General features: G+C 65.7%; 17 protein-coding genes. 10 read left to right on the top strand and 7 right to left on the bottom strand.

Going from position 1 to position 20,568, the window contains the following annotated elements:
• The first annotated feature begins 103 nt into the window (after positions 1 to 103).
• Positions 104 to 1,378 carry a family 1 glycosylhydrolase gene (locus ACFC4D_RS17435; protein WP_376064451.1) on the top strand — a complete coding sequence of 425 codons (1,275 nt, stop codon included), beginning with the start codon at positions 104 to 106 and terminating at the stop codon, positions 1,376 to 1,378.
• Positions 1,379 to 1,392: 14 nt separating this feature from the next.
• Here the strand turns inward: ACFC4D_RS17435 and ACFC4D_RS17440 are convergent, their stop codons facing one another.
• Positions 1,393 to 5,397: a WD40 repeat domain-containing protein gene (locus ACFC4D_RS17440; protein ID WP_376064453.1), complete on the bottom strand. Its 4,005-nt coding sequence runs from the start codon at positions 5,395 to 5,397 to the stop codon at positions 1,393 to 1,395.
• A 189-nt stretch (positions 5,398 to 5,586) separates the two neighbouring features.
• On the opposite strand from ACFC4D_RS17440, the gene ACFC4D_RS17445 reads away from it, so the two are divergent.
• From ACFC4D_RS17445 to ACFC4D_RS17455, 3 genes are all read left to right on the top strand, one after another.
• On the top strand, positions 5,587 to 5,997 hold the full coding sequence (locus ACFC4D_RS17445; protein ID WP_376064455.1) for a hypothetical protein: 411 nt from the start codon (positions 5,587 to 5,589) through the stop codon (positions 5,995 to 5,997).
• A 56-nt stretch (positions 5,998 to 6,053) separates the two neighbouring features.
• Positions 6,054 to 6,719 (top strand): DUF2625 family protein, encoded by a 666-nt coding sequence (locus tag ACFC4D_RS17450; protein WP_376064457.1) that lies wholly within the window; start codon positions 6,054 to 6,056, stop codon positions 6,717 to 6,719.
• 77 nt (positions 6,720 to 6,796) lie between these two features.
• The gene (locus ACFC4D_RS17455) at positions 6,797 to 8,113 is read left to right on the top strand and encodes a M20 family metallopeptidase (protein ID WP_376064458.1); all 1,317 of its coding nucleotides are present in this window, start codon (positions 6,797 to 6,799) and stop codon (positions 8,111 to 8,113) included.
• An 84-nt stretch (positions 8,114 to 8,197) separates the two neighbouring features.
• On the opposite strand, the gene ACFC4D_RS17460 is transcribed toward ACFC4D_RS17455, so the two are convergent.
• Complete coding sequence (locus tag ACFC4D_RS17460; RefSeq protein ID WP_376064461.1) at positions 8,198 to 9,085, bottom strand: virginiamycin B lyase; 888 nt, start codon at positions 9,083 to 9,085, stop codon at positions 8,198 to 8,200.
• Positions 9,086 to 9,345: 260 nt separating this feature from the next.
• On the opposite strand from ACFC4D_RS17460, the gene ACFC4D_RS17465 reads away from it, so the two are divergent.
• The gene (locus ACFC4D_RS17465; protein ID WP_375958846.1) at positions 9,346 to 9,750 is read left to right on the top strand and encodes a hypothetical protein; all 405 of its coding nucleotides are present in this window, start codon (positions 9,346 to 9,348) and stop codon (positions 9,748 to 9,750) included.
• 5 nt (positions 9,751 to 9,755) lie between these two features.
• Positions 9,756 to 10,427: a TetR family transcriptional regulator gene (locus ACFC4D_RS17470; protein WP_376064463.1), complete on the top strand. Its 672-nt coding sequence runs from the start codon at positions 9,756 to 9,758 to the stop codon at positions 10,425 to 10,427.
• On the opposite strand, the gene ACFC4D_RS17475 is transcribed toward ACFC4D_RS17470, so the two are convergent.
• The gene (locus ACFC4D_RS17475) at positions 10,424 to 11,002 is read right to left on the bottom strand and encodes a helix-turn-helix domain-containing protein (RefSeq protein WP_376064465.1); all 579 of its coding nucleotides are present in this window, start codon (positions 11,000 to 11,002) and stop codon (positions 10,424 to 10,426) included. The genes ACFC4D_RS17470 and ACFC4D_RS17475 overlap by 4 nt on opposite strands.
• A 91-nt stretch (positions 11,003 to 11,093) precedes the next feature.
• Between ACFC4D_RS17475 and ACFC4D_RS17480 the strand changes: the two genes are divergently transcribed.
• Together ACFC4D_RS17480 and ACFC4D_RS17485 are read left to right on the top strand one after the other, a co-directional pair.
• Positions 11,094 to 12,104 (top strand): NAD(P)/FAD-dependent oxidoreductase, encoded by a 1,011-nt coding sequence (locus ACFC4D_RS17480; protein WP_376064467.1) that lies wholly within the window; start codon positions 11,094 to 11,096, stop codon positions 12,102 to 12,104.
• A gap of 130 nt (positions 12,105 to 12,234) precedes the next feature.
• Positions 12,235 to 13,824 (top strand): DHA2 family efflux MFS transporter permease subunit, encoded by a 1,590-nt coding sequence (locus ACFC4D_RS17485; protein ID WP_376064469.1) that lies wholly within the window; start codon positions 12,235 to 12,237, stop codon positions 13,822 to 13,824.
• A gap of 198 nt (positions 13,825 to 14,022) precedes the next feature.
• Here the strand turns inward: ACFC4D_RS17485 and argS are convergent, their stop codons facing one another.
• Complete coding sequence (gene argS, locus ACFC4D_RS17490) at positions 14,023 to 15,789, bottom strand: arginine--tRNA ligase (protein WP_376064472.1); 1,767 nt, start codon at positions 15,787 to 15,789, stop codon at positions 14,023 to 14,025.
• 218 nt (positions 15,790 to 16,007) lie between these two features.
• Positions 16,008 to 16,670, bottom strand: coding sequence for a hypothetical protein (locus tag ACFC4D_RS17495; RefSeq protein WP_376064474.1), 663 nt, complete (start codon positions 16,668 to 16,670; stop codon positions 16,008 to 16,010).
• A 62-nt stretch (positions 16,671 to 16,732) separates the two neighbouring features.
• Between ACFC4D_RS17495 and ACFC4D_RS17500 the strand changes: the two genes are divergently transcribed.
• Both ACFC4D_RS17500 and ACFC4D_RS17505 read left to right on the top strand, forming a co-directional pair.
• A complete protein-coding gene (locus tag ACFC4D_RS17500) occupies positions 16,733 to 17,224 on the top strand; it encodes a hemerythrin domain-containing protein (RefSeq protein WP_376064477.1) in 492 nt (163 codons plus the stop codon).
• A gap of 124 nt (positions 17,225 to 17,348) precedes the next feature.
• Complete coding sequence (locus tag ACFC4D_RS17505; RefSeq protein ID WP_376064478.1) at positions 17,349 to 17,624, top strand: hypothetical protein; 276 nt, start codon at positions 17,349 to 17,351, stop codon at positions 17,622 to 17,624.
• Positions 17,625 to 18,056: 432 nt separating this feature from the next.
• Here the strand turns inward: ACFC4D_RS17505 and ACFC4D_RS17510 are convergent, their stop codons facing one another.
• Positions 18,057 to 19,070, bottom strand: coding sequence for a zinc-binding dehydrogenase (locus ACFC4D_RS17510; RefSeq protein ID WP_376064480.1), 1,014 nt, complete (start codon positions 19,068 to 19,070; stop codon positions 18,057 to 18,059).
• Entirely contained in the window at positions 19,046 to 20,566 is a 1,521-nt protein-coding gene (gene phnE / locus ACFC4D_RS17515) for a phosphonate ABC transporter, permease protein PhnE (RefSeq protein WP_376064854.1), read from the bottom strand. Before phnE ends, ACFC4D_RS17510 begins: the two co-directional genes overlap by 25 nt.
• Positions 20,567 to 20,568: the final 2 nt, after the last annotated feature.

The following is a 20,568-nucleotide window of genomic DNA, read 5'->3' on the forward strand; positions in this document are numbered from 1 at the left end:
AGTGGTCTCTGTAGATCACGCTGTGCGGCGTCGATCGCATCGGGAATGGGGCGGCGTGCTACCGATATCGCGACGAAAAGCGTTGGGGCTCATGGTGGCCGGGGTGGCTGTCGGTGCCGGTGGGACGGCGGCGGCGCGGCCCGCGCCGGATAGTGTGCCCGCGCTGGGGGAGGAATTCCTCTGGGGTGTGGGGATGTCCGGCTATCAGGCCGAGGGGCATACGCCTGACAGCAATCAGACCCGCTATATGAGCAGACAGAATCCGGACTTGCGCAGGTATCCCGATTCAGCCGATTTCTACAACCGCTATGGCTCCGATATCGACCTGGTCGCGGGATTGGGTGCGGGTGTGTTCCGGATGTCGATCGAGTGGGCGCGGGTGCAACCGACCCTCGACGGTTGGTCCGAAGCAGGCTTCGATTTCTACGACCGCGTGCTGGATCGGCTGGCGGCCAGCGGTATTCGCCCGATGCTCGTGCTTGATGAGTGGGTGTATCCAGGTTGGGTCGCCGACCGGGGCGGGTGGCGGACCGACGAGATCGTCGACCTCTGGCTCGCGAATGCGCGGAAAGTGGTGGAGCGCTACGCATCCCGCAATCCGCTCTGGATCACCTTCTTCCAGCCGTTCAACTACATCAAGTACGAATGGCGCGACGGTGATCTGGACACCACCCAGATCCCGGCGATGAATCGCCGAATCGGCCAGGCACACAACGCCATCTACGATCACATCCATCGGGTGCAGCCGGGCGCGATGGTCACCGCGGCGATTGCCTATTTCTCCGATGTTGTCGAAGGGCTCACCAACACCGCGGTCACCGAGCAGATCGAGGACCGCATCGACTACATCGGCATCGAGACCGTCTATACCCCGACTCTCGATCTGCTGACCAAGAACCCGCTGAATTGGGGCAACCCGGACTCATGGTCGGTCCAGCCGGAGACCATCTACTATGCTCTGACCTATTACGCACGTCGGTATCCGGACAAGCCGCTCTACGTCGTGGACAGCGGCCTGTACTCGTTCGACGGTGCGGCCCGCCCCGATGGGTACGGTCGCGCCGACCACCTGCGCGATACCGTCTACTGGCTGCAACGCGCGAAAGCCGACGGCGCCAACGTGATCGGTTACAATTACTGGAGCCTCACCGACTCGTTCGAGTGGGACGGGTACAACCCGCGATGGGGCATCTATCAGGTGGATATCCGCACCGATCCCACGCTGACTCGGCGTCCCACCGAGGTCGCCGACGCGTATCGGACGTTGGTGCGCGAACGCGGCGTTCCCGCCCGCTACCGGCCCGTCCGACTGCCGCAATCCTGTTCTCTCACAGATCTTCCGGACAGCTGTACCGATCCGGTGACGGTTCCCCGGTGACTGCGGGCGCCCGCTCAGGCGCACACCGCCGGTAGATCATGCCCCGGCAGCGCGGAGGCGAGTTGCGCGGCGATGGTGTCCCGGGTGAGCCCGCAGATTCGGTCGACGGCGTGGGCGGCATTCAGATCCCACACCCGCAGCATCCCGTTGTCTCCGGCGCCGATGAGAAAGTTCGCCCGGGGATGGAACGCGACCCGCCACCCGGTGGAACCCGGCGCAATGATGGACTGCCCCAAGGCTTTCGGATGTTCGGGGTCGCTGGTATCCCACAGCCGCACCGTGGAATCGGTACCCCCGGTGGCCATGAGTGCGCCATCGCCGCCGAAGTCCACCGAACTCACCGATATGCTGCTCACCGGCAGCGGATCACCCATCGGGGTGATCTTGGCGGGATCGGCGATCGACCAGAGCCGGACCGTCCCCGAATTCCATCCGGCGGCGGCGATCCGATGGTCCGGGCTCACGGCCACACCTACCGCGCCGACATCCCGGGTCGCGTCCACGCTGCCCAGGGGAGTGCGGGAATCGCTCTGCGCGAACACATTCCACACCTGCAACTTATCGGTCAGCGACACCACCTGGCGGCCATCACGGGTTTGGGCCAACTGCAATCCGTCCGTCAGGAGAGTCTGCGACACCGGTATCAGCACCGGCGCGCCCAATCGCACCGGTGTGGCGGCATTCGAGATATCCCAGAACACCATCTCCGGCGACGGAAGCGCCACCACGGTCGCGAGAATCGGCCGATCGGCGGCGAACGCACCCCCTGCTGCACCCGGAAAGTGCGCCACTTCAACAGGTTTCGACGGATCGGTGATGTCGACCAAGGTGAAGACGCCGTGCAGTAGCAGTGCGACGTGGTGCCCGTCATGGCTCATGGCGGGCACGGCCGCCGCCGACACACCGGCCAGCGCGAAATCCGGTCGCGCGATCGTGCCGAGCAAACGCACCTCGCCCGGGTTCTCGATATTCCAGATATGGGCATCGGTACCGGGCGCGAGGGTGACCATGCGCCGCCCGTCGGCACTGAGCCCATTGGACAGCGAATCGATCTGGCCGGACTGTCCGGCCAGCACCGCGCCCGGCAGCGACCAGCGTTGCACCGCACCATTGTCCAGACCTGCCACGTACTGCCGCCCGTCCGGGCTGAACCCCGACACCGTCGGCACCGCCGAGCACCCGCGCCCGGACTTCGCACACCGAACGGAGTTGCCCGCCAACGGTGTTCCGAGCACGGTCGGCTGCGATAGGTCGGCAAGATTCCACAGCGTGACGCCCTCGACGGTGACGGTCGCCAGGACCGTGCCATCCTTGTTGGCCGTCATACCGAGCAGGTCATTGGCCGCGGCCACGGTGAACGACGTGCCCTCGGGCGTCATGTCGCCGGAGTCGTCCAAGCGCGCGAAACGCACCACGCTGCTGACGGGTCCGCCGGGCGTGATCCGGCCCTGAATATCGGCGAACACCATGGTCCGTCCGCTGCCCAGCGATGTCGCGGCCAACCCGCCCGCACTTTGGATGAGCGGTGTCGTGCTCGAAATACCCTGTACGGGGTCTATTTTCGCGAACAATCCGGTCTTGGTCGAACCGAATCCGCCCTGGATGTGATTCACCGCGACCATGAGATCGCGGTCGTCGCCGAGGAAGACCGCGCCGTACACCTGGTCCTCGCTCGTTACTCGTCCGGGAAGCGCGATCGGCGCGGCCGGATCGGCGATATTCCACAGCGTCACATCGTGGGCGTGCACCACCGCCAGTCGGCCACCGTCACGCGTGAGGGTCGCCGTGACGATCGCATCACCGGTATCGATGGTGCGAATCAGCTTCGGGTGCACCGGATCCGACAGATCTCGAATGCGGACCATGTGATCGGAACCCGCCGACAGCAACAGGTTTCCGGTGGAGAGCAGAGTGATGATTCGCTCGGCCGGATCGCTGATCGGCGGTCCCAGCTCATGCGATCCGCTGCCACCCCGCGCAGGCCGCAATCGTACGGTGTGATCGTCACCCGCTATCGCGAGCAGATCACTGCCGACGAAAGCCATCGCGGCCACTTTGCCCGGATGATCGACGAAACTCGAAGCGACAGGCAGGGTTTGGCTCGCGATCAGCCGTGATCCGACCCCGGCGTCACCCGGGCGCATCCGATAGGCCAGTGCGGTCAGCTCCGCCGACAAGGTCGGGTCGCTGCCCTGCAACCGATCCGCCTCGCTCACCACGGAATTGAAGAACGCCTCATCACGCTGATCGGCCGCCACGCGGGTATTCACGAAGCCGACCAATGCGGCCGCCAGTAACACCACGACCCCGAACGCGACCAGTGCCTGCGTCCCGATCATCCTGCGCCGCGCCCGGATCGCCGATACGAGAAAGGCGTGGGTTCCCGGCGTGATCTCACGGTCGTCGCCCGCGATCAAACGGCCCCATCGCCGAGGCGATGCGGCTCTATCCGACTCGTGCACAGCGGTTTCCGCTACGGCGGGGGAGTCGTCCCCCGTCAGCGGGGGCCGACGCCAATGCCGACGAGCCTGATCCAGGCGCGACCCGCGATACAGCAGCGCGCTGGGACGCTCCGAGGTCTCCCATTCCGCGGCATCGGTGGCGGTCCGCTGGCGGATCAGATGGCCTTCCCTGTCGGCGTCGAGCCATTCCCGCAGGCGGGGCCACGCATCGAGCACCACCTCATGCGCGAGATACGCGGTGTCACCGTCGACAGTGACCAGTCGCGCCTGGGTGAGCGTCTCCAGGGCCGCGGCGGCATCCTCGGAATGGCTTACACCGGTGAACAGTTGGTCACGCGGAACCCGGCGACGGGTATCCCGCGTGCCATCGCCGATGGTGACCATGCGCAGCAGCAGGTCTTTGGCGGCCACCTGCTCATCGGAGTTCAGTTTCGCCCACGCCGCGTCGGCGGTGTGCGCCACCGAACCGGCGACGCCGCCGGCGCTGCGGTATCCGGCGATCGTGAGCTGGTTCTTGGCACGACGCTGCCAGACCGTCTCCATGACGTGGGAGAGCAGCGGCAGGGTGCCCGAGCCTTCCGATCCAGTGGTGCCGCCGAGCCCCACCAACTCGACCATGATCAGTTCCGCGAGACCGGGTTCGAGCCGGAGTCCGGCGCGGCGCGCGGGCTCGGTGATCGCGGTGCGGAGTTCGTCGCCGCGCATCGGCGCGAGCACGAAGGCGCGCCGCACACAGGCTTCCACGAGCTCCGGTGTCTCGAGGCAGCGGGCGAAGAAGTCCGCGCGCACCCCGAGGACGACCGTCTCACCGGCATCGGCGCGGCCGCGCAATCGCCCCAGTAGATCCGTGCGCGCGGGTTCGTCGAGCGCGGTGGTGAACACTTCCTCGAACTGATCGACGATGGCCACGACGCGACGGCCTTCGAGGTTCGCGTCGGATTCCTCTATCCGCCAGGGTGTTCCGCTCACGACGGTCCATTCGGATCCGAGCGCCGGAACCAGTCCCGCCGCCAGCAGCGAGGATTTACCGGCACCGGAGGCACCGACCACGACCACGATTCCGCCGCCCGCCGCCGCGGTGCCGGTGACCAATTCCATCAACTCGCCGGTGACCTGTTCCCGCCCGAAGAACCACTCCGCGTCCGCACTGCGGTAGGGCTGCAATCCCGCGTAGGGGCACCCTTCCGCCAATTCCGGAGTCCAGGAATCACATTCGACCCAGAGGCGTCGCCAGGCGCGCAGATCGGTCAGTTCCGGCTCCGCACCCGGCGGCACCGCGTCCATCAGGGTCAGCAGCACCGGACGTAGCGAATCGAATTGCGCCGGAACATTATCGCCGCGCCGCCACGCGCTGATGCGCTGCATTCGCACGGTTCCCCGCGTCGAGGAGCCCCGCGCGGCTTTGGTGCGCTGATTCGCCGCCCGCGTGACCCGGTCGAGGGTCGGATCACCGGCCAGCTCCCACAATGCCGCGAGCCTGCGGACGAATTCCTCGCGCGGCGTGCGCGTCAACCGCTCCCCACCCAGCTCGACCACAAGCCCTCCATGTTCCAGCATCTATCTCCCGCAACAGATTACGGTGCACAATGCGCAGACGCGGCTCGGTTCATGCCGGTGGGATACCTCGCCACTCGGCTGCCGAGTTCCGGTCAGGAATTCCGGTCTGCGGCGTTGACCTGCCGTAATGCGTTGTACGGCAGCATGACCGACTGCTCCGGATGAGTCCGGCGACCTAGCGTCGCCGCCATGACGAATTCGATCGACGCGAACGAGGCAGCCATCCGGCGCGGCACGTTCGCAGCGGCCGCATTGGCCGTGCTCTTCTTGACCCCCGTCGCCGTGATCGGCGTTATTTCCCTGCAGGACGGTCACTTCCACCTGCTAGTGCTGCTGCTGATGGTGGTGCCGCTGATACCCGCGGCGTGGACGCTGTGGGTGACATATCTACTCGTCCGCCGCCGGGCGCATTGGCAATTGCGCAACACCCGAGCCCTCGTCACGGTTACCGCACTGCTCGCCACCGGCGCCGTTCGTTCATTGTTCGCCGCGCACTGGGGCTACGCGGCGATATTCGCGCTCGCGGTCGGCGCGGTGAGTCTCGGTACGGCGGCGATATCGCGCGCCGGCGCCGCTCTGGGCGCACCGACGCGGCGCTGATCTCACCGCCGCAAAGCTCGCCTGCGACAACCGATTCAGCAGAAAGGATTCACGCCATGACCGTTCGATCCATCCACGAGCTGACCGACACCGATGACCCCGCATGGCCGATAATCGCCAAGAAGCTCACAACCGGTCCGGTGACCGTCCAAGTGCTGCCCGCCGATGCCGACCGAGCGCGACAATCCCTGTTCCGTCTGCAGGTCACCGCGCGATCAATGCTCGGCACACTGGTGTTGAACACCGGTGGACTCCTCGTCGATCACGGCTGGCTGCGGATCCTCGGCGGCGGACACGCGGGCCTTCCCGACGTGGCGACCATGAACCGAATCAGCAACCCCGGCGACGACCACGGAGCCCTGATCATCGCCGTCGACGTGCTGGGCGGACTATTCGCCATCAACGGTGGCGCGCTACCCGGAAAGCCCGGCGGCATATGCTTTCTCGGCTCCGACACCCTCGCCTGGATACCGATCGGCGGCGGCCACACCACCTTCGTCAACTGGGCCCTCGACGGCGGCCTCAACAGGTTCTACGCCAATGTGCGCTGGCCCGGATGGGCCGACGAGGTGAAACACCTACCGCCCGATCAGGGCCTGTCGGTATACCCGCCGCTGTGGAGCGCCCAAGGCATTACGAACGTCGCCGGAACCAGCCGCCGCAGCTGCGACCTACTCGAACTCGCCGCACTACACCTCGACCTCGCCGAGCAGCAGAGCTGACCGGCGAGTGAAGTATTCATTTTGTCATGCGTACATCGACCAGCTGGCGGCTATTACATAGCTAATATCATCGAGGTGTGTCCACCGCCAACGGATCGGAGACGCTGATGTCGGAGATGACGATCTATGACCGGTTGGATGTGGGCGCGGCGAATGTAGCCGATCAGGTCATCGCCTGGCGCCGTCATCTGCATCAGAATCCGGAGTTGTCGAACCGTGAGGTCAATACCGCCAAGCTGATTGCCGATCATCTCAATTCTCTTGGGCTCGAACAGGTTCGAACCGGAATCGCCGGACATGGAGTGGTCGGGGTGCTAAAAGGCGGGGTGCCCGGCGATCGTGTCATCGCATTGCGTGCCGATATCGATGCGCTCCCGGTCCCGGACGAGTGCGGGGTGTCGTTCGCGTCGACTTTTGTCGACGAGGAGTATCCGGGCGGGCCGTTCCCGGTATCGCACGCGTGCGGACATGACTGCCACACCGCGATGCTGTTGGGGGCGTCGACCGTGCTGGCCGACGTGCGGGAGCAACTTCCCGGCACCGTTCTGTTCGTGTTCCAGCCGGCCGAAGAGGGTCCTCCGGTGCAGGAGAAGGGCGGGGCGCGCGAGATGATCGCGCAGGGGGCGCTCGACGATCCGCTTCCCACGATGGCATTCGGGTTCCATGTCACGCCGTATCCCAAGGGCTACGTGGGATATCGGGTCGGCAACCAATTCGGCGCGTCCAGCCTCGTCAAGATCGTCATCACCGGTCAGCAGGTCCACGGGTCCACGCCGTGGATGGGAATCGATCCGATGCCCGCGGCCGGGGCCGTGCTCACCGGAATCGGCCAGCTCTACCGGCAGATCGACGCCTTCGACCCGATCACCGTGAGCATCGGCCATATCGAAGATGTCGGCCGGTTCAACATCATCGGCCAGACCGTAATCCTGTGGGGCACAATCCGTTGCGCCGTCGAATCCGATATGGCGGACGTCCGCACGCGATTGCACACCCTGGCCACCCACACCGCACAGGCCTACAACTGCACCGCGACGGTGGACTACCTGCAAGACGTGCCCGCCGTACACAACCTGGCGTCGTGGGTCGACGCGGGACTTCCCACCCTGCGCAAGGTCGTCGGCGACGATCGTGTCGTGCAAACCCCGGCCACCCTGGGCTACGACGATGTCTCCGAATTCGTCAACAAGTACGGTGGCCTCTACGTCACCCTCGGGGTGCAGGACACCTCGTTCAGCGGTCCGAACGGTTTCGAAGCCGAACCCGGTGGACGCGGAGCGTGGATGAACCACAATCCGCATTTCTACGCCGACGACGACACCCTCGTAACCGGGGTGCGCCTTCACACCTACGTCGCCTACGACCATCTACACGGAGATCTGGTTCCGAACTAGCGGTACCTGCAAGGTGGTGAGGACTACCGGAGGATTCGCGCGGCAGCAGCCGCTGCCCCGGCGTCGCCCGCCCGAGCGGCTCGGTCATGGTGCGATGCGGGCGACCGCTCCGGATTCCAGCGCCGCCCATACCGCGCCATCGGGTCCGACAGTGATGCCGTGTGGTTCGGATTCCGTTGTGGGCAGGTCGTATTCGATGATTTCGCCGGTGGGGCTGATGCGTCCGAGGCGATTGGCTCCCCATTCGGTAAACCAGCAGTCACCCGAGTCCAGCGCGGTGATGGCGTGGGGCTTCGCGGTCGGATCGGGGAGCGGGAACGTCCTCATCGTGCCCTGGAGGTCGACGCTGCCGATGCGGCCGGCGGCGATATCGACGAACCACAATGCGTCCGTTCCGCGAGTGATGCCTACCGGTGCGCCCGGGTCGGGAAGTGGGTAGATGGCGGTCTTGCCGTCGAGGCTCATCCGACCGATGGCGTTGGCCTGATTGAGGGTGAACCACAATGCACCGTCGGGCCCGTGGTCGATCATCGATGGGAACCCGCCTTCGATGGGAAGGTCGAAGTGCGTGACCCTTCCGTCAGCGGTGATGCGACCGATGCGGTCGGTGTTCATCTCGGTGAACCACATCGCCTCGTCCGGACCGGCGCAGATCCCGAACGGGCTAGCTCCTGAAGGCAGGCCGAACGCGGTCACGACACCGTCGCTGGTGATACGCCCGATGTGATCGTCACCGGATCGGGTGAACCAAAGGGCGTCGTCCACGCCCGCGGTGATGATGGTCGGGCGGCAGCCGACAGGGCCCGCCGGGTACCGGTCGAACACGCCGTCGACGGTCAAACGAGCGATCTCGCCGCTCTTGACAAGGGTGAGCCAGAGCGCGCCGTCGGCACCGGTGGTGATGCCATAGGGGCTCGCTTCGGCGTCGGCCACCCAGATCTCTTGAACGATGCGATCGTCGGCTTCGGGCATCGTGAGTTGCCTTTCCTGGCTTTGTCATTCGGTATCGATCGGCTGTCGGGCTCACATATCGCCCTTGATCGCGGCGAGCCGGGCATCGGCAGGTTATGTCCGATTCCGATGTCGATCAACCGTCTTTCGTTCCCAGCCTCGATCGTCGGCGGGCGTAGCCGCGTCGCGGGGCGATGTCGCCGCGCTCACACTTGAACATGTTCAACAAAGGTCCTAACCTCAGAGTTGAACACGTTCAAATCAGCAAGGGAGCTGGGAAAATGAACCTCGTCGTTGCCACCTATGCCGCATACGCGGCCATCAGCTTGGCGGTCACGTTCTGGGTGGCGCGCACCCTGCACCACACCGGGGCACGGTTTCTGGTGGATGTCATGAATGGCGACAGTGATCTCGCCGATACCGTGAATCATCTTCTGGTCATTGGGTTCTGGCTGGTCAATGCCGGATTCGTGGCGCTGGCGCTGCGGATCAGCGGACCGGTGCCCGATGTGCGCGCCGCCATCGAGGAACTCGCCATGAAACTCGGGATGGTGCTACTTGTGCTCGGCGGAATGCACTTCGCAAACCTGATCGCGCTGAACAAGATTCGCCGCAGCAGGCATCAGGAGCGGCAGGACGCCATCGCACCCGCTCCGATTCAGTTCGACACGGTCCCACTAGCCTGATCGACATGACGCGCCCTGAGCCCACGACCGCGCGCGGTGAGGAAACTCGCCAGCAGATCATCGCCGCCGCCCTGCGTCTGTTCGAGCAGAACGGCTTCACGAAGACCACCATGCGCGCGATCGCGGGCGAGGCAGGCGTCAGCGTCGGCAACGCGTATTACTACTTCACGTCCAAAGAACAGCTGGTTCAGGGCTTCTACCAGCAGATTCAGACCCTGCACGAACAGCGGGTGCAGCAGAGCACTCGCGGCGATTCCCTCGCCGCGAGATGGCAGACGATGGAAATGGCCTTCGTCGACGTAGCCGCTCCCTATCACGAGTTCGGCGGCAAGTTCTTCGCCATCGCCGCCGAACCCACCAGTCCGCTCAGCCCGTTCAGCGATGAAAGCCGCCCCGCCCGAGAGTCTTCCATCGACATCATGCGCAACCTGGTCATCGGCGACGACGTCAAAGGCGACAAGCGCTTGCTGGCCGAGCTGCCGAATCTACTGTGGCTGGCACATATGGGCATCGTGCTGTTCTGGGTGCACGACCGCAGCCCCGATCAGGAACGCACCCGAATGCTGATCCGCCGAGTCGCCCCACTCGTCGAACGCGTTGTGGCGCTGTCGAGATTGCGCCCACTGCGCCCCGTCCTGTACCCGGCCCTGGATCTGATCAACGACCTCGGTAACTAGTCGGGTTGGGCGGGCGCGTCGGCCTTGTGGCCGCGCTGGGCGTCGCGGTCGAAAATGCCCAGGATCTCGCACGGTCCCCCCTCGGCGCCGATGGCGTGCGGGAGCATGGTCGGGAACTCCGCGGCCTGGTTCGCTTCGATGCGAAAACGCTTGTGGCCCAACATGAGTATCGCGGTTCCGGACAGGACCACGAGCCACTCCCGGCCTGGATGCGCGCGCATGCGGGCCGGATTGTCCGGCGGCGGTTCGGTCATGCGTTGGCGCACCACGCTCATGCCCGATTCGCTTTTCATCGTCCAGCGCATGAGCCCGTGCGCGGCATCGATCATCGGGCTGGTGACGATATCGTCCGCGGCGGTTTCCACCAGCTGGTCCAGGGAGGTGCCCAGGGCGCGCGCGAGGGTGACCAGCTGATCGAGGGCCAGACGGCGCTGGCCGTTCTCGATGCGTGAGAGCGTGGACTGACTCAGATGCGCGCGGTTCGCCAGTTCCTCGAGCGACCAGCCCTGCGCCACGCGCAGTGCCCGGATGCGTTTGCGTACGAGGCTGTCCAGCTCACCATCGTCTTGCGTCATAGGCAAGAGCCTATGCCATTGATGCAAGAGAAGCATATCGTCGCTGAGAGGTGTCCGGAACAGCTGGGCCATGCACGAAGGGACCGAGGCAATGGTTGAGATGGCTGCGGGGTACACGAGCGACGCCCTGCCCGCCGAGACCGTCGACGTCGTGGTGATCGGCGGCGGTGCCGCGGGTTTGAACGGTGCATTGATGCTCGCCCGCTCGCGCCGCTCGGTCGTGATGATCGACAGTGGCAGTCCGCGCAACGCGCCCGCGACCGCCATGCACGGCTTCTTCGTGCTGGACGGCACCCCACCCCTCGAATTGCTCGAGCGGGGTCGGGAGCAGGTGCGCGGTTACGGCGGCACGATCGTCTTCGGTGAGGTGGCCTCCGCCGAACCCGCCACGCCGGTCGGGGGAGACCTGCGTTTCACCATCGTTCTTGCCGACGGACGCACCTTGACCGCACGCCGAGTGCTGGTGGCGACCGGACTGCGCGACGTACTGCCCGACGTGCCCGGCCTGGCCCAGCATTGGGGACACGGTGTGGTGCACTGCCCGTACTGCCACGGCTGGGAGGTACGCGACGAGCCGATCGGCATCCTCGCCACAGGCCCCGCCTCGATCCACCACGCCTTGCTGTTCCGGCAGTTGACCGAGGACCTGGTCTACTTCACCGGCGACACCGAACTGGACGCGAACACTCGCGCGCGCTTCGCGGCCCGGAGCATCCGCATCGTCGATACCCCGGTAGCGGAAGTCGTCACCGCCGAGGACGGCACGCTCACGGGTGTGCGGCTGGCCGATGGACAGGTCATCGCCCGCAGCGTGCTCGCGGTCGCCACCCGCATGCGGGCGCGCACCGAGGGCCTCGAGGGACTGCACCTGCCGATCGAAAACCTGCCCGACGACATGGGTTCCAGCTTCGCGTCCGGCATGGCGGGCACCACCGAGGTGCCGGGCGTGTGGGTCGCGGGCAATGCCACCGACTTGAGCGCCCAGGTCGGTGCCTCGGGCGCGGCTGGTGCCCTGGCCGGTGCACACATCAACGCCCTGTTGGCCACCGCCGACACCGATGCGGCGCTCGCCGCCGCGCAGGGTCGGATCACTACCGGCTGACGTTCCCGCACACCGCGCGACCCACTGCCGTGATCGCAGCGCGCGATGCGCGGCGGCCTCCAATCCATCAACTCAGCGACCGACGATGCGTCGGCGCTCGTTTCCCCATGCCCATTCCGAGAGGAAACCCGTGTCCACGAAACAACTTTCGCCAACCCCGGCCGCTGACGAGGGAGTGCCCGGCGCGCGTGAACTCCGCGCGATCCTGATCGCAGTCTCGATCGCGCTGATGGCCGTCATCGCCTCGGTGTCCGGGCTGAACGTCGCCCAAACCCACCTGGCCGTGGAGTTCTCCGCGTCCCAGAGCACGGTCCTGTGGATCATCAACAGCTACACCCTCGCCCTGGCCGCCCTGCTGCTGCCGCTCGGCGCGCTCGGTGACCGCCTGGGCCGCAAACCCATGCTGATCGCCGGGCTGGTCGTGTTCGGAATCTCGAATGTCGTTGCCGCGCTTGCCCCGTCGGTGGAGGTCATGTTGATCGCACGGGTGGCGGCGGGCGTCGGCGCGGCGATGATCATGCCCATCACCCTGGCCGTCATCACCGCCACTTTCCCCGAAGAGCAGCGCGCGAAGGCGATCGGTGTGTGGACCGGTGTCGCCGGTGGCGGCGGGATCCTGGGCATGTTCCTCTCAGCCCTGCTCGTCGATATCGCGAACTGGCGCTGGCTTTTCGCGCTACCGATCGTCCTGGTCATCGTCGCGCTGGCCATGACAGTGAAGTCGGTTCCCAACTCCCGCGAACGCTCGTCGCACGCCTTCGACACCGTCGGCGCGCTGACATCCGCGGTCGCGGTGGTCGGGCTCATCTTCGTCCTGCAGGAAGGACCCGAACGCGGCTGGACCGCACCCATCACCCTGATCAGCCTGGCCGTCGGTATCGCGGCCACGGTCGCCTTCGTGGCCTGGGAGCTACGCCGCCGACACGCATCCTTGCTGGATGTGCGCCTGTTCAGCGAGCGCGGTCTCGCCGGTGGCTCCCTCACACTGCTCGTGCTTTTCGGAGTGCAAGCCGGTATCGCGGTGGTCCTATTCCCGTTCTTCCAATCCGTACTCGGCTGGTCGGGACTTCTGTCCACCGCGGCGATCATGCCGATGGCCGTGATGATGATGGTGAGCTCCGGACTCGCCCCACTGCTGGCCGCCCGCATCAGCGCCCGCACGACCATGGCCACCGGCATCGCACTGGCCGCCGCCGGTCTGTTGCTGATGGCCGCGCTCGTCTCCGTCGACGGCGGCTTCTGGTCCGTGCTGCCCGGCATGGCAGCCATGGGCCTGGGCGCGGGCCTGTCGATGACACCCTCCACCGAAGCCATCACCAGCTCCCTGCCACGCGAAAAGCAAGGCGTCGCTTCAGCACTCAACGACGTCACCCGAGAGTTCGGCACCGCCCTCGGCGTCGCCCTACTCGGCGCACTAGTCGCAACCGGCTACCGCACCGCCATCAACGACAAACTCGACGGCATCCCACAGACCACCGCCGACACCGCCCGCGAAGGCATCGCCAACGCCCTCGAAACAGCAAGCAGCGCAGGCACGCACGCACCGGATCTGATCCACGCGGCCCAACAATCCTTCGTCGAAGGCTGGCAGCAAGCCATGTGGGCAGGCACCGCCCTGATGGGAGTTCTCTTCCTCTACATTGTCTTTCGTGGTCCGACGAACCACCGACCCAAGGCGCACAACGACGTCCAAGCGACCGAAGCCCTCACAACCCGATGACCCTGCACACGCCGAGCGGGAGCGAATAGAGCACACCCGCCCAGCGTGTACGAGGCCCAATCTTGGCTGTCGCCATCGGATCGAATGTTCAGATTGAATCGGTCGAGGGTGTGGGCTGAACTCGGCGAAGGTACCCGTGGGCCGCGCCGGAGCGCCGAACATCGGCGAATGAGTATGGGACAGAGACGCTTCCGATTCTCACAGCCGTTCCGGGGCGGCGATGCCGAGCAGTCCGAGCCCGTGGTCGAGGGTGCGGGAAGTGAGCTGACACAGCGCGATCCGGTTGGCGCGAGCGGGTTCGGGCGCGGCCAGGACCGGGCAGGTGTCGTAGAAGACGGTGAACACCCGCGCCAGCTCGTAGAGATACGTCGCAAGGCGATGAGGCTCGAGCGAGTTGGCGATATCGGCGAGCACCCCGGAGTACTCGTCCAGGTGCAACAACAGCGCCCGCTCCGCCGATTCGATCGAGGCTCCGGTGTCGACCCGAGCATCTGCGGGGTCACCGGCTTTGCGCAGAATCGAGCAGATCCGCGCGTGCGCATACTGCAGGTACACACCGGTATTGCCGTTGAACGCGGTCATGCGGGCGGGGTCGAACATGTAGTCCTTGACCCGGCTGGTGGACAGGTCCGCGTATTTGACCGCGCCGATACCGGCGTGCTCGGCGATGGCGTCGAGCTGGGCGTCCGGCAGATCCGGATTCTTCTCGGCCACCACTGCCCGGGCGGCCGCGACGGCGTCATCGAGCAGATCCATCAGCCGCACGGTGCCTCCGGCACGGGTTTTGAACGGTGTGCCGTCCGGACCCAGAATCGTGCCGTAGGCGACATGATCGACCTCGATGGCGTCGGTCAGCCACCCCGCGCGCCGCGCCGCTTCGAAGATCAGCTGAAAGTGCAGGGCCTGACGGGAATCGGTGACATAGAGCAGCCTATCGGCGTGCAGGTGCGCGATCCGGTAGCGGATCGTTGCCAGGTCGGTGCTGTCATAGCCGTATCCGCCATCGCGTTTGCGGACCATGAGCACCGCGGGCGAGTCGTCGGGTCCGGTGACCTGTTCGGAGAGCACGACGACCGCGCCGTCGCTGTGTACCGCCACCCCTTTGTCGAGCAGTTCGGCAGTGGTGTCGGCGAGCATGGGGTTGTAAAACGATTCGCCCGCATAGTCATTCGGAGTGAGCAGCACCCCGAGCCGGTCGTAGATCGCACCGAATGCCTTCTCCGATTCGGCGACGATCTCCCGCCAGCGCGCCACCGTCGCCTCGTCACCCGCCTGCAGTGCGACCACCCGGGTCCGGGCGCGATCGGCGAAGTCCGCATCGGCATCGAACTGGGCGCGCGCGGCCTTGTACAGACCGTCGAGCGCTGACACCGAGGAGCCGGTGCCCAGATCGTCGGCATGCCAAGGTGTTTCGGGGTGCTCGTCGATGAACTGGATCAGCATCCCGAACTGCGTGCCCCAATCACCGAGATGATTGGCACGCACCACATCCGCGCCCAGGAACCCGAACACCCGGGCCAGGCTGTCGCCGATGATCGTGGTCCGCAGATGCCCGACATGCATTTCCTTGGCCACATTGGGCGCGGAGTAATCGATGACGATCCGCTGCCCACCACAAGGCGCACCGACGCCGAGCCGAGCACCTGCCAACCGAGCGGCCAACTGCCCCCACAGCGCCGCATCGGTGAGGGTGATGTTGAGAAACCCAGGCCCCGAGGCCCGCACGTCAGCGATGACCGTGCCGCTGTGGCTGGCGATACCGCTGCTGAACTCCGCGGCCAGCATCGTGGGCTTGTCACCGCTCCGCTTCGCCAGCGGCAGAGCGGCATTGGATTGGAAATCCGCCCGATCCGATCGGCGCACCACCGGATCCGCCCCCGCCAATTGCGGGCGGGCACGCACGATCGCCTCCGACACAGCGGTAGCGACAGTTGCGAGCAGCGGCACGACGGCGGCAGCACTCACCAGCGGATCCTTTCATCGAAAACGGGATGGTTCAGTATCCCAGCGCCCGCCACCCAATTTCGGCCCAGCGGCATCCGGTGGCAGCACATCCTCGCTCGTATTCACGCGCAAGAGTGGCGTTGTGAAGCCGGGAAGTCGGGCATCAAGATCCGGCGCGGCAGCACACCGGAACGAAAGATAGGTAGCGCTTCCGGCGACCACGTCACATTCACAGCCCGCTAGAGCTCGGGCAGGGTGGATCTTGCTAGGAGACCGGCGAGTTCGGCGATATGCAGTGCTGCCGCGCGCTCAGCAGGGGAGAGTTTGTACTCACCTGAGGCGATTGATTCGGGGCCGATGCGCCCGAGCAGTGTCTGCAGCGTGGTGGCGTCGAGGCTTCGAGCGGCAACGTGTTCGGTCAGTTCGCCCAAAGCCACTTCGGAGTCCTCGCTGAGTTCTGATTCCGAGTCCTCGCTCAGCATATGGATGATGTCAGCGGCGCGGTGGAGGTTTTCGCCGTCGGCGGTGAAGCCCGGCGGGTAGGGGACTCGATCCCAGCTGGTGCCATCCCACCAGTACAGGAATCCCGCCATGTCACCGACGCGGTCGAACCACTCGTGCGGGAACCACTCCGGCGCACCGGCGAGCAGGTCGACGTCGTAATCCATTGTCTCGCTGAAGTCGACGTCACCGCCGACAACGACGGCGCGACCGCCGCTCATGAAAGTCAGTGACCACCACCAGTTTCCGCCGAGGTGGCGGACATGCATGCCGTCGGCATCGATGCGCACCTCCTCGGGTGTCTGTACGTCGACGCTGTACAGCAGCCCGATCACGGCACCATATCCCCAGATATCGATGGGTGTGGGCAATGAGTACTGGGCATCGTCGGATTCGGCCATGATCGGGATCGTATGCGTCACGCCGCTGTAATCCGAAGTGTCCCTGGTGATATGCCTATGGCATGTCCGCTGATCACGATCGCGCTCGAGCACTCGGTAAGGAACTGATCGATACCCACAATTGGCTTCGTGGCGAGCTGGGCCGGGTGGCCCGCGAACTCGACGAACATCGGGAGGGCGACACCGTCCGCCCGCTTCGCGAGTTGCGCGGCCACTGCCTGGCCTTCTGCCGCGCGCTCAGCGCCCATCATACGAATGAGGATGAGTCGGCGTTTCCCGTTCTGGCACAGCGCTTTCCGGAACTGGCGCCGGTCCTTACCGAACTCGGCGACGATCATCGCCTGGTCGCGGACATCCTGACCAGGATGACCGCTCTGCTCGCCGACCTCACCACCGAGAACGTGACGGCGGTGCGCAACGAAATCACCGGCCTGGCAGCCATTCTCGAATCCCATTTTCGCTGGGAAGAACGCCGCATCACCGAGGCACTCGATCAGCTCTCGGCCGCCGAGTTCACCGCATCCGAACTCTTCGGCACGGCCACCCAGGTTTGACCAGCTTGGGACGTCGGGATCGGGGTGTCGAATGAAGTCACCTTCGTTTATGTGAATCGCTAATATTTCACAGTGCTGTGGCCTAATGTCGTTCAGGCAGCTCAAAGGCATAATTGGAGGAATCGTGAGGCGTGGAATTTCCGGACTGATCCTGGCCGGCGCATTGATCGGGGGCGCAACCACCGCCCCCGCGACCGCTGAGACCCTCCAGGGCTCCGCCATCGGCTCCTCGGGAAGCTCATCCCTCTTCTCGAACGGTGGTTCCTCCGGAATGGCCTGTGCCGCTGTGATTCCGCGACCGCCCGGGTGCGATGAGAAGGGCATCTTCACCCTCCTCATGGAACTCGTTGTCGGCGTCCTGGGTAGTGACTTCACCGGCTCGGCAGCCAGCTCGAAATAGTCTGCGGTGCGACGTCCCCGGCCGTGATGGTGCGCAGGGTAATCGGTCGTCATCGCACCTCGAGTTCTCGCGCGTCACCGCCGGCCCGCTCGCCGAGTTGCCGCTCGTGCTGCGAGCGCGTCGGCCATACGCGCGCCCGCTGCCCACGCTGCCGGATCAGCTTGTGCTGCAACAATCCTCGCCTCGCGCACCGTGCGAGGTCGTAGCGTCTGGTGCATGTCCAACACGCGAGCGAGCGTGTCATCCACCGTCTCACCTGGTTGCGCGACCGCAGCTAATCGATCCCATGTCGCAGGCGACACCGACACCATCATTGTCGCCCGATTCCCCTGGGACACAGCGTCCGTCATCTCCCGAACACTACTCCGCACGCGTTGTCGGAGATCGTCAACGCTCCGGCCGACGGACGTGTGGTGGCATCGCCTCTCGGGTTCAGGGTGCGATGGCGGATCGCAGGATTCCCGGGGGAGTCGGACCGAGTGCGGTGGTGATCTTGTCGAGGGGGACCGGGGGTGCGATGAGGGTGTGCCAGGGGTAGCGGGTTCGAGTGCGGTCCAGTAGGGCTATGGCTCGGGTCAGGTGGCGGGGTTCGTAGTTGTGGACGCCGGTGAGGGTGAGCCATTGCCGGACAACGGCTTCGGGGTCCAGGGGGAGGGGCGGGCCGGGTTTGACCGAGCCCGCCAAGACCAGGGTGCCGCCGATGTCCAGGCGCGAATATGCCTCGCGGACAGCGTCGGTGGAGCCGCAGAAGTCGAATGCGATATCGGCCTTCGAGCCGTTGTCGGGGCGCGCGCCGAAGCGTTCGGCCAGGTGCAGGCGGTCCGGGTCGATATCGGTGATGTGGACGGTGGCTCCGGCCTCGTGGCAGGCGGCGGCCGCGGTGATGCCGAGCATGCCCGCCCCGCAGATGAGTACGCGGCGTCCGGCGAGATCGCCCGCGGCCTCGAGCGTTGCCATGACGGTGGCGGTGGCGCAGGCGGCGGGTGCGGCGACCTGGTCGGGCATTCCGTTAGGGACCTGGACCACGGTGGTTCCCGCGGGCAGCACGATGTGCTGGGCGTAGGAACCGGAGAGCGCCCAGTCCGGATGCATCGCCTCGTGGCCGATCTTGCGCACGGCAACGCATTTGGCGGTGCGCCCGGAGCGGCACCGGGCGCAGTGGCCACAGGCCACGGTGACCGACCAGACAATCCGATCACCCACGGCGGCAGGTGCATTCGAGCCGATCGCGATGACTTCCCCGAGCGCCTCGTGCCCGAGGATCGACGGGTACGGTCCGGGTCGCCGACCGCTGATGGTGTGCAGGTCGCTGCCGCAGACAGTGGCCAGCCGAACGCGGACCAGACATTCACCCGTGCGGAGCTCGGGTATCGGGATCGTGCGGATATCGACGCCGGTGCCGTCCCACACCGCGGCGCGCGTCAAACCAGTTGGGAGCGTATCCATCCCGAGAGCCTTTCGATGGCGTAGACGATGACGAAGATGACGAGCACAATTGCTCCGGCCACCTGGAAATTGAGGGTGCGGATGGATTCGAACAGCAGGAATCCGATACCTCCGGCGCCGACCATGCCCAGGACCGTGGAGGTCCGGATATTGACGTCGAGCAGATAGAGGCTCGCTCCCACGGCCGCGGGTAGCGCCTGCGAAATCACGGCCGCGAAAAGCGTTTTCCACCAGCCCCCACCGACCGATCGGACCGCTTCCAGCGGCCCCGGATCGATCTCCTCGATCGCGTCGGCGACGAGTTTGGCGAGGAACCCGATCGATCCCAGGGCCAAGGCGCACGCCCCGGCGATCGGTCCGAGCCCTACCGCGGCCACGAACACCACGGCCAGGATCAGCTCGGGAACCGCGCGGACCAGCAGGATCCAGGCGCGAGATAGCCAGTACACGAAGAGATTCGGGGTGACATTGCGGGCGGCGAGGATTCCCGCGGGCACCGACAGCACGATCCCGGTCGCCGTCGCCACCACCGCGATGGCGACGGTTTCCAATGCGGCGGTGAATAATTCACCACCCAGCGCACCGAAGTCGGGCGGTGTGAGCCGGGTGAAGATGTCCAGAGCGGGGCCGATCCAGGTGAACAGCGCGATCGGATCGAAGTCGAGCACCAGCGGTCCCGCGACGATCGCCGCGGCCAGCAGCAGCGTGAATCCCATCCGGACCACGCGGTCGGCACGGGGACCGAAGCGCGACGGGACCAGCAGCAGTCGGCGAATCCAGATGGCCGCCAACTCCATTGCCGCGATGATCGCCAGGATGACGCCCACGATGCCCAGCGCATCGCGATACACCAAACCCCGCAGCACATCCTGGAGCGCGAAGCCGATACCGCCCGCACCGACGAAACCCAGGACTACCGACATGCGCAGGTTGATGTCGATCCGATAGACGAAAGCGCCGATCCATGCCGGAATCACCTGCGGAACGACGGCATTGAGCAATTCGCGCAGGTATCCCGCGCCGGTGCTACGCACCGCTTCGCGCGGCCCGGGATCGGATTGCTCGATGGCGTCCGCGAAGAGCTTCCCGAGCATTCCGATCGAATGCAATGCGAGAGCGAGGATTCCGGGCAGCACCCCGATCCCGAGCGCCCGGACGAACAGGGCCGCGAACAACAGATCGGGAATGGCCCGGCAGCAGGTGATGATCGCCCGCGCCGCCGTGTACACCACCGGGTGCGGGGTGGTATTACGTGCGGCCAGAAATGCCAGCGGAACCGAGGCCACGGCTGCCAAGACCGTACCCAGGATCGCCATCAACAGGGTTTGAAATCCCAGTAGCGCAATGCGTTCGGGTTCATCGAGCCGCGGCGGCCACATGCGTTCGAGCAGCGCGCGCACCGCGTCCGCACCGTCGACGAGCGCGCCCGGCGCGAAGTCGATGGACCATGCCGACGCCGCGGTCGCGACCACCGCCCCGGCGGCGAGCAGCGGCAGCC

Source organism: Nocardia sp. NPDC056000 (genome assembly GCF_042269265.1).
Taxonomy (GTDB): domain Bacteria; phylum Actinomycetota; class Actinomycetes; order Mycobacteriales; family Mycobacteriaceae; genus Nocardia.

Excerpts from the sequence above, each read along its gene's own strand:
- ACFC4D_RS17500 (WP_376064477.1), top strand. The coding sequence starts at position 16,733 with ATGTCCGCTGATCACGATCGCGCTCGAGCACTCGGTAAGGAACTGATC.
- ACFC4D_RS17460 (WP_376064461.1), bottom strand. The coding sequence starts at position 9,085 with ATGCCCGAAGCCGACGATCGCATCGTTCAAGAGATCTGGGTGGCCGAC.
- ACFC4D_RS17495 (WP_376064474.1), bottom strand. The coding sequence starts at position 16,670 with ATGGCCGAATCCGACGATGCCCAGTACTCATTGCCCACACCCATCGAT.
- ACFC4D_RS17470 (WP_376064463.1), top strand. The coding sequence starts at position 9,756 with ATGACGCGCCCTGAGCCCACGACCGCGCGCGGTGAGGAAACTCGCCAG.
- ACFC4D_RS17465 (WP_375958846.1), top strand. The coding sequence starts at position 9,346 with ATGAACCTCGTCGTTGCCACCTATGCCGCATACGCGGCCATCAGCTTG.
- ACFC4D_RS17445 (WP_376064455.1), top strand. The coding sequence starts at position 5,587 with ATGACGAATTCGATCGACGCGAACGAGGCAGCCATCCGGCGCGGCACG.
- ACFC4D_RS17450 (WP_376064457.1), top strand. The coding sequence starts at position 6,054 with ATGACCGTTCGATCCATCCACGAGCTGACCGACACCGATGACCCCGCA.
- ACFC4D_RS17440 (WP_376064453.1), bottom strand. The coding sequence starts at position 5,397 with ATGCTGGAACATGGAGGGCTTGTGGTCGAGCTGGGTGGGGAGCGGTTG.
- ACFC4D_RS17475 (WP_376064465.1), bottom strand. The coding sequence starts at position 11,002 with ATGACGCAAGACGATGGTGAGCTGGACAGCCTCGTACGCAAACGCATC.
- ACFC4D_RS17480 (WP_376064467.1), top strand. The coding sequence starts at position 11,094 with ATGGTTGAGATGGCTGCGGGGTACACGAGCGACGCCCTGCCCGCCGAG.
- ACFC4D_RS17510 (WP_376064480.1), bottom strand. The coding sequence starts at position 19,070 with ATGGATACGCTCCCAACTGGTTTGACGCGCGCCGCGGTGTGGGACGGC.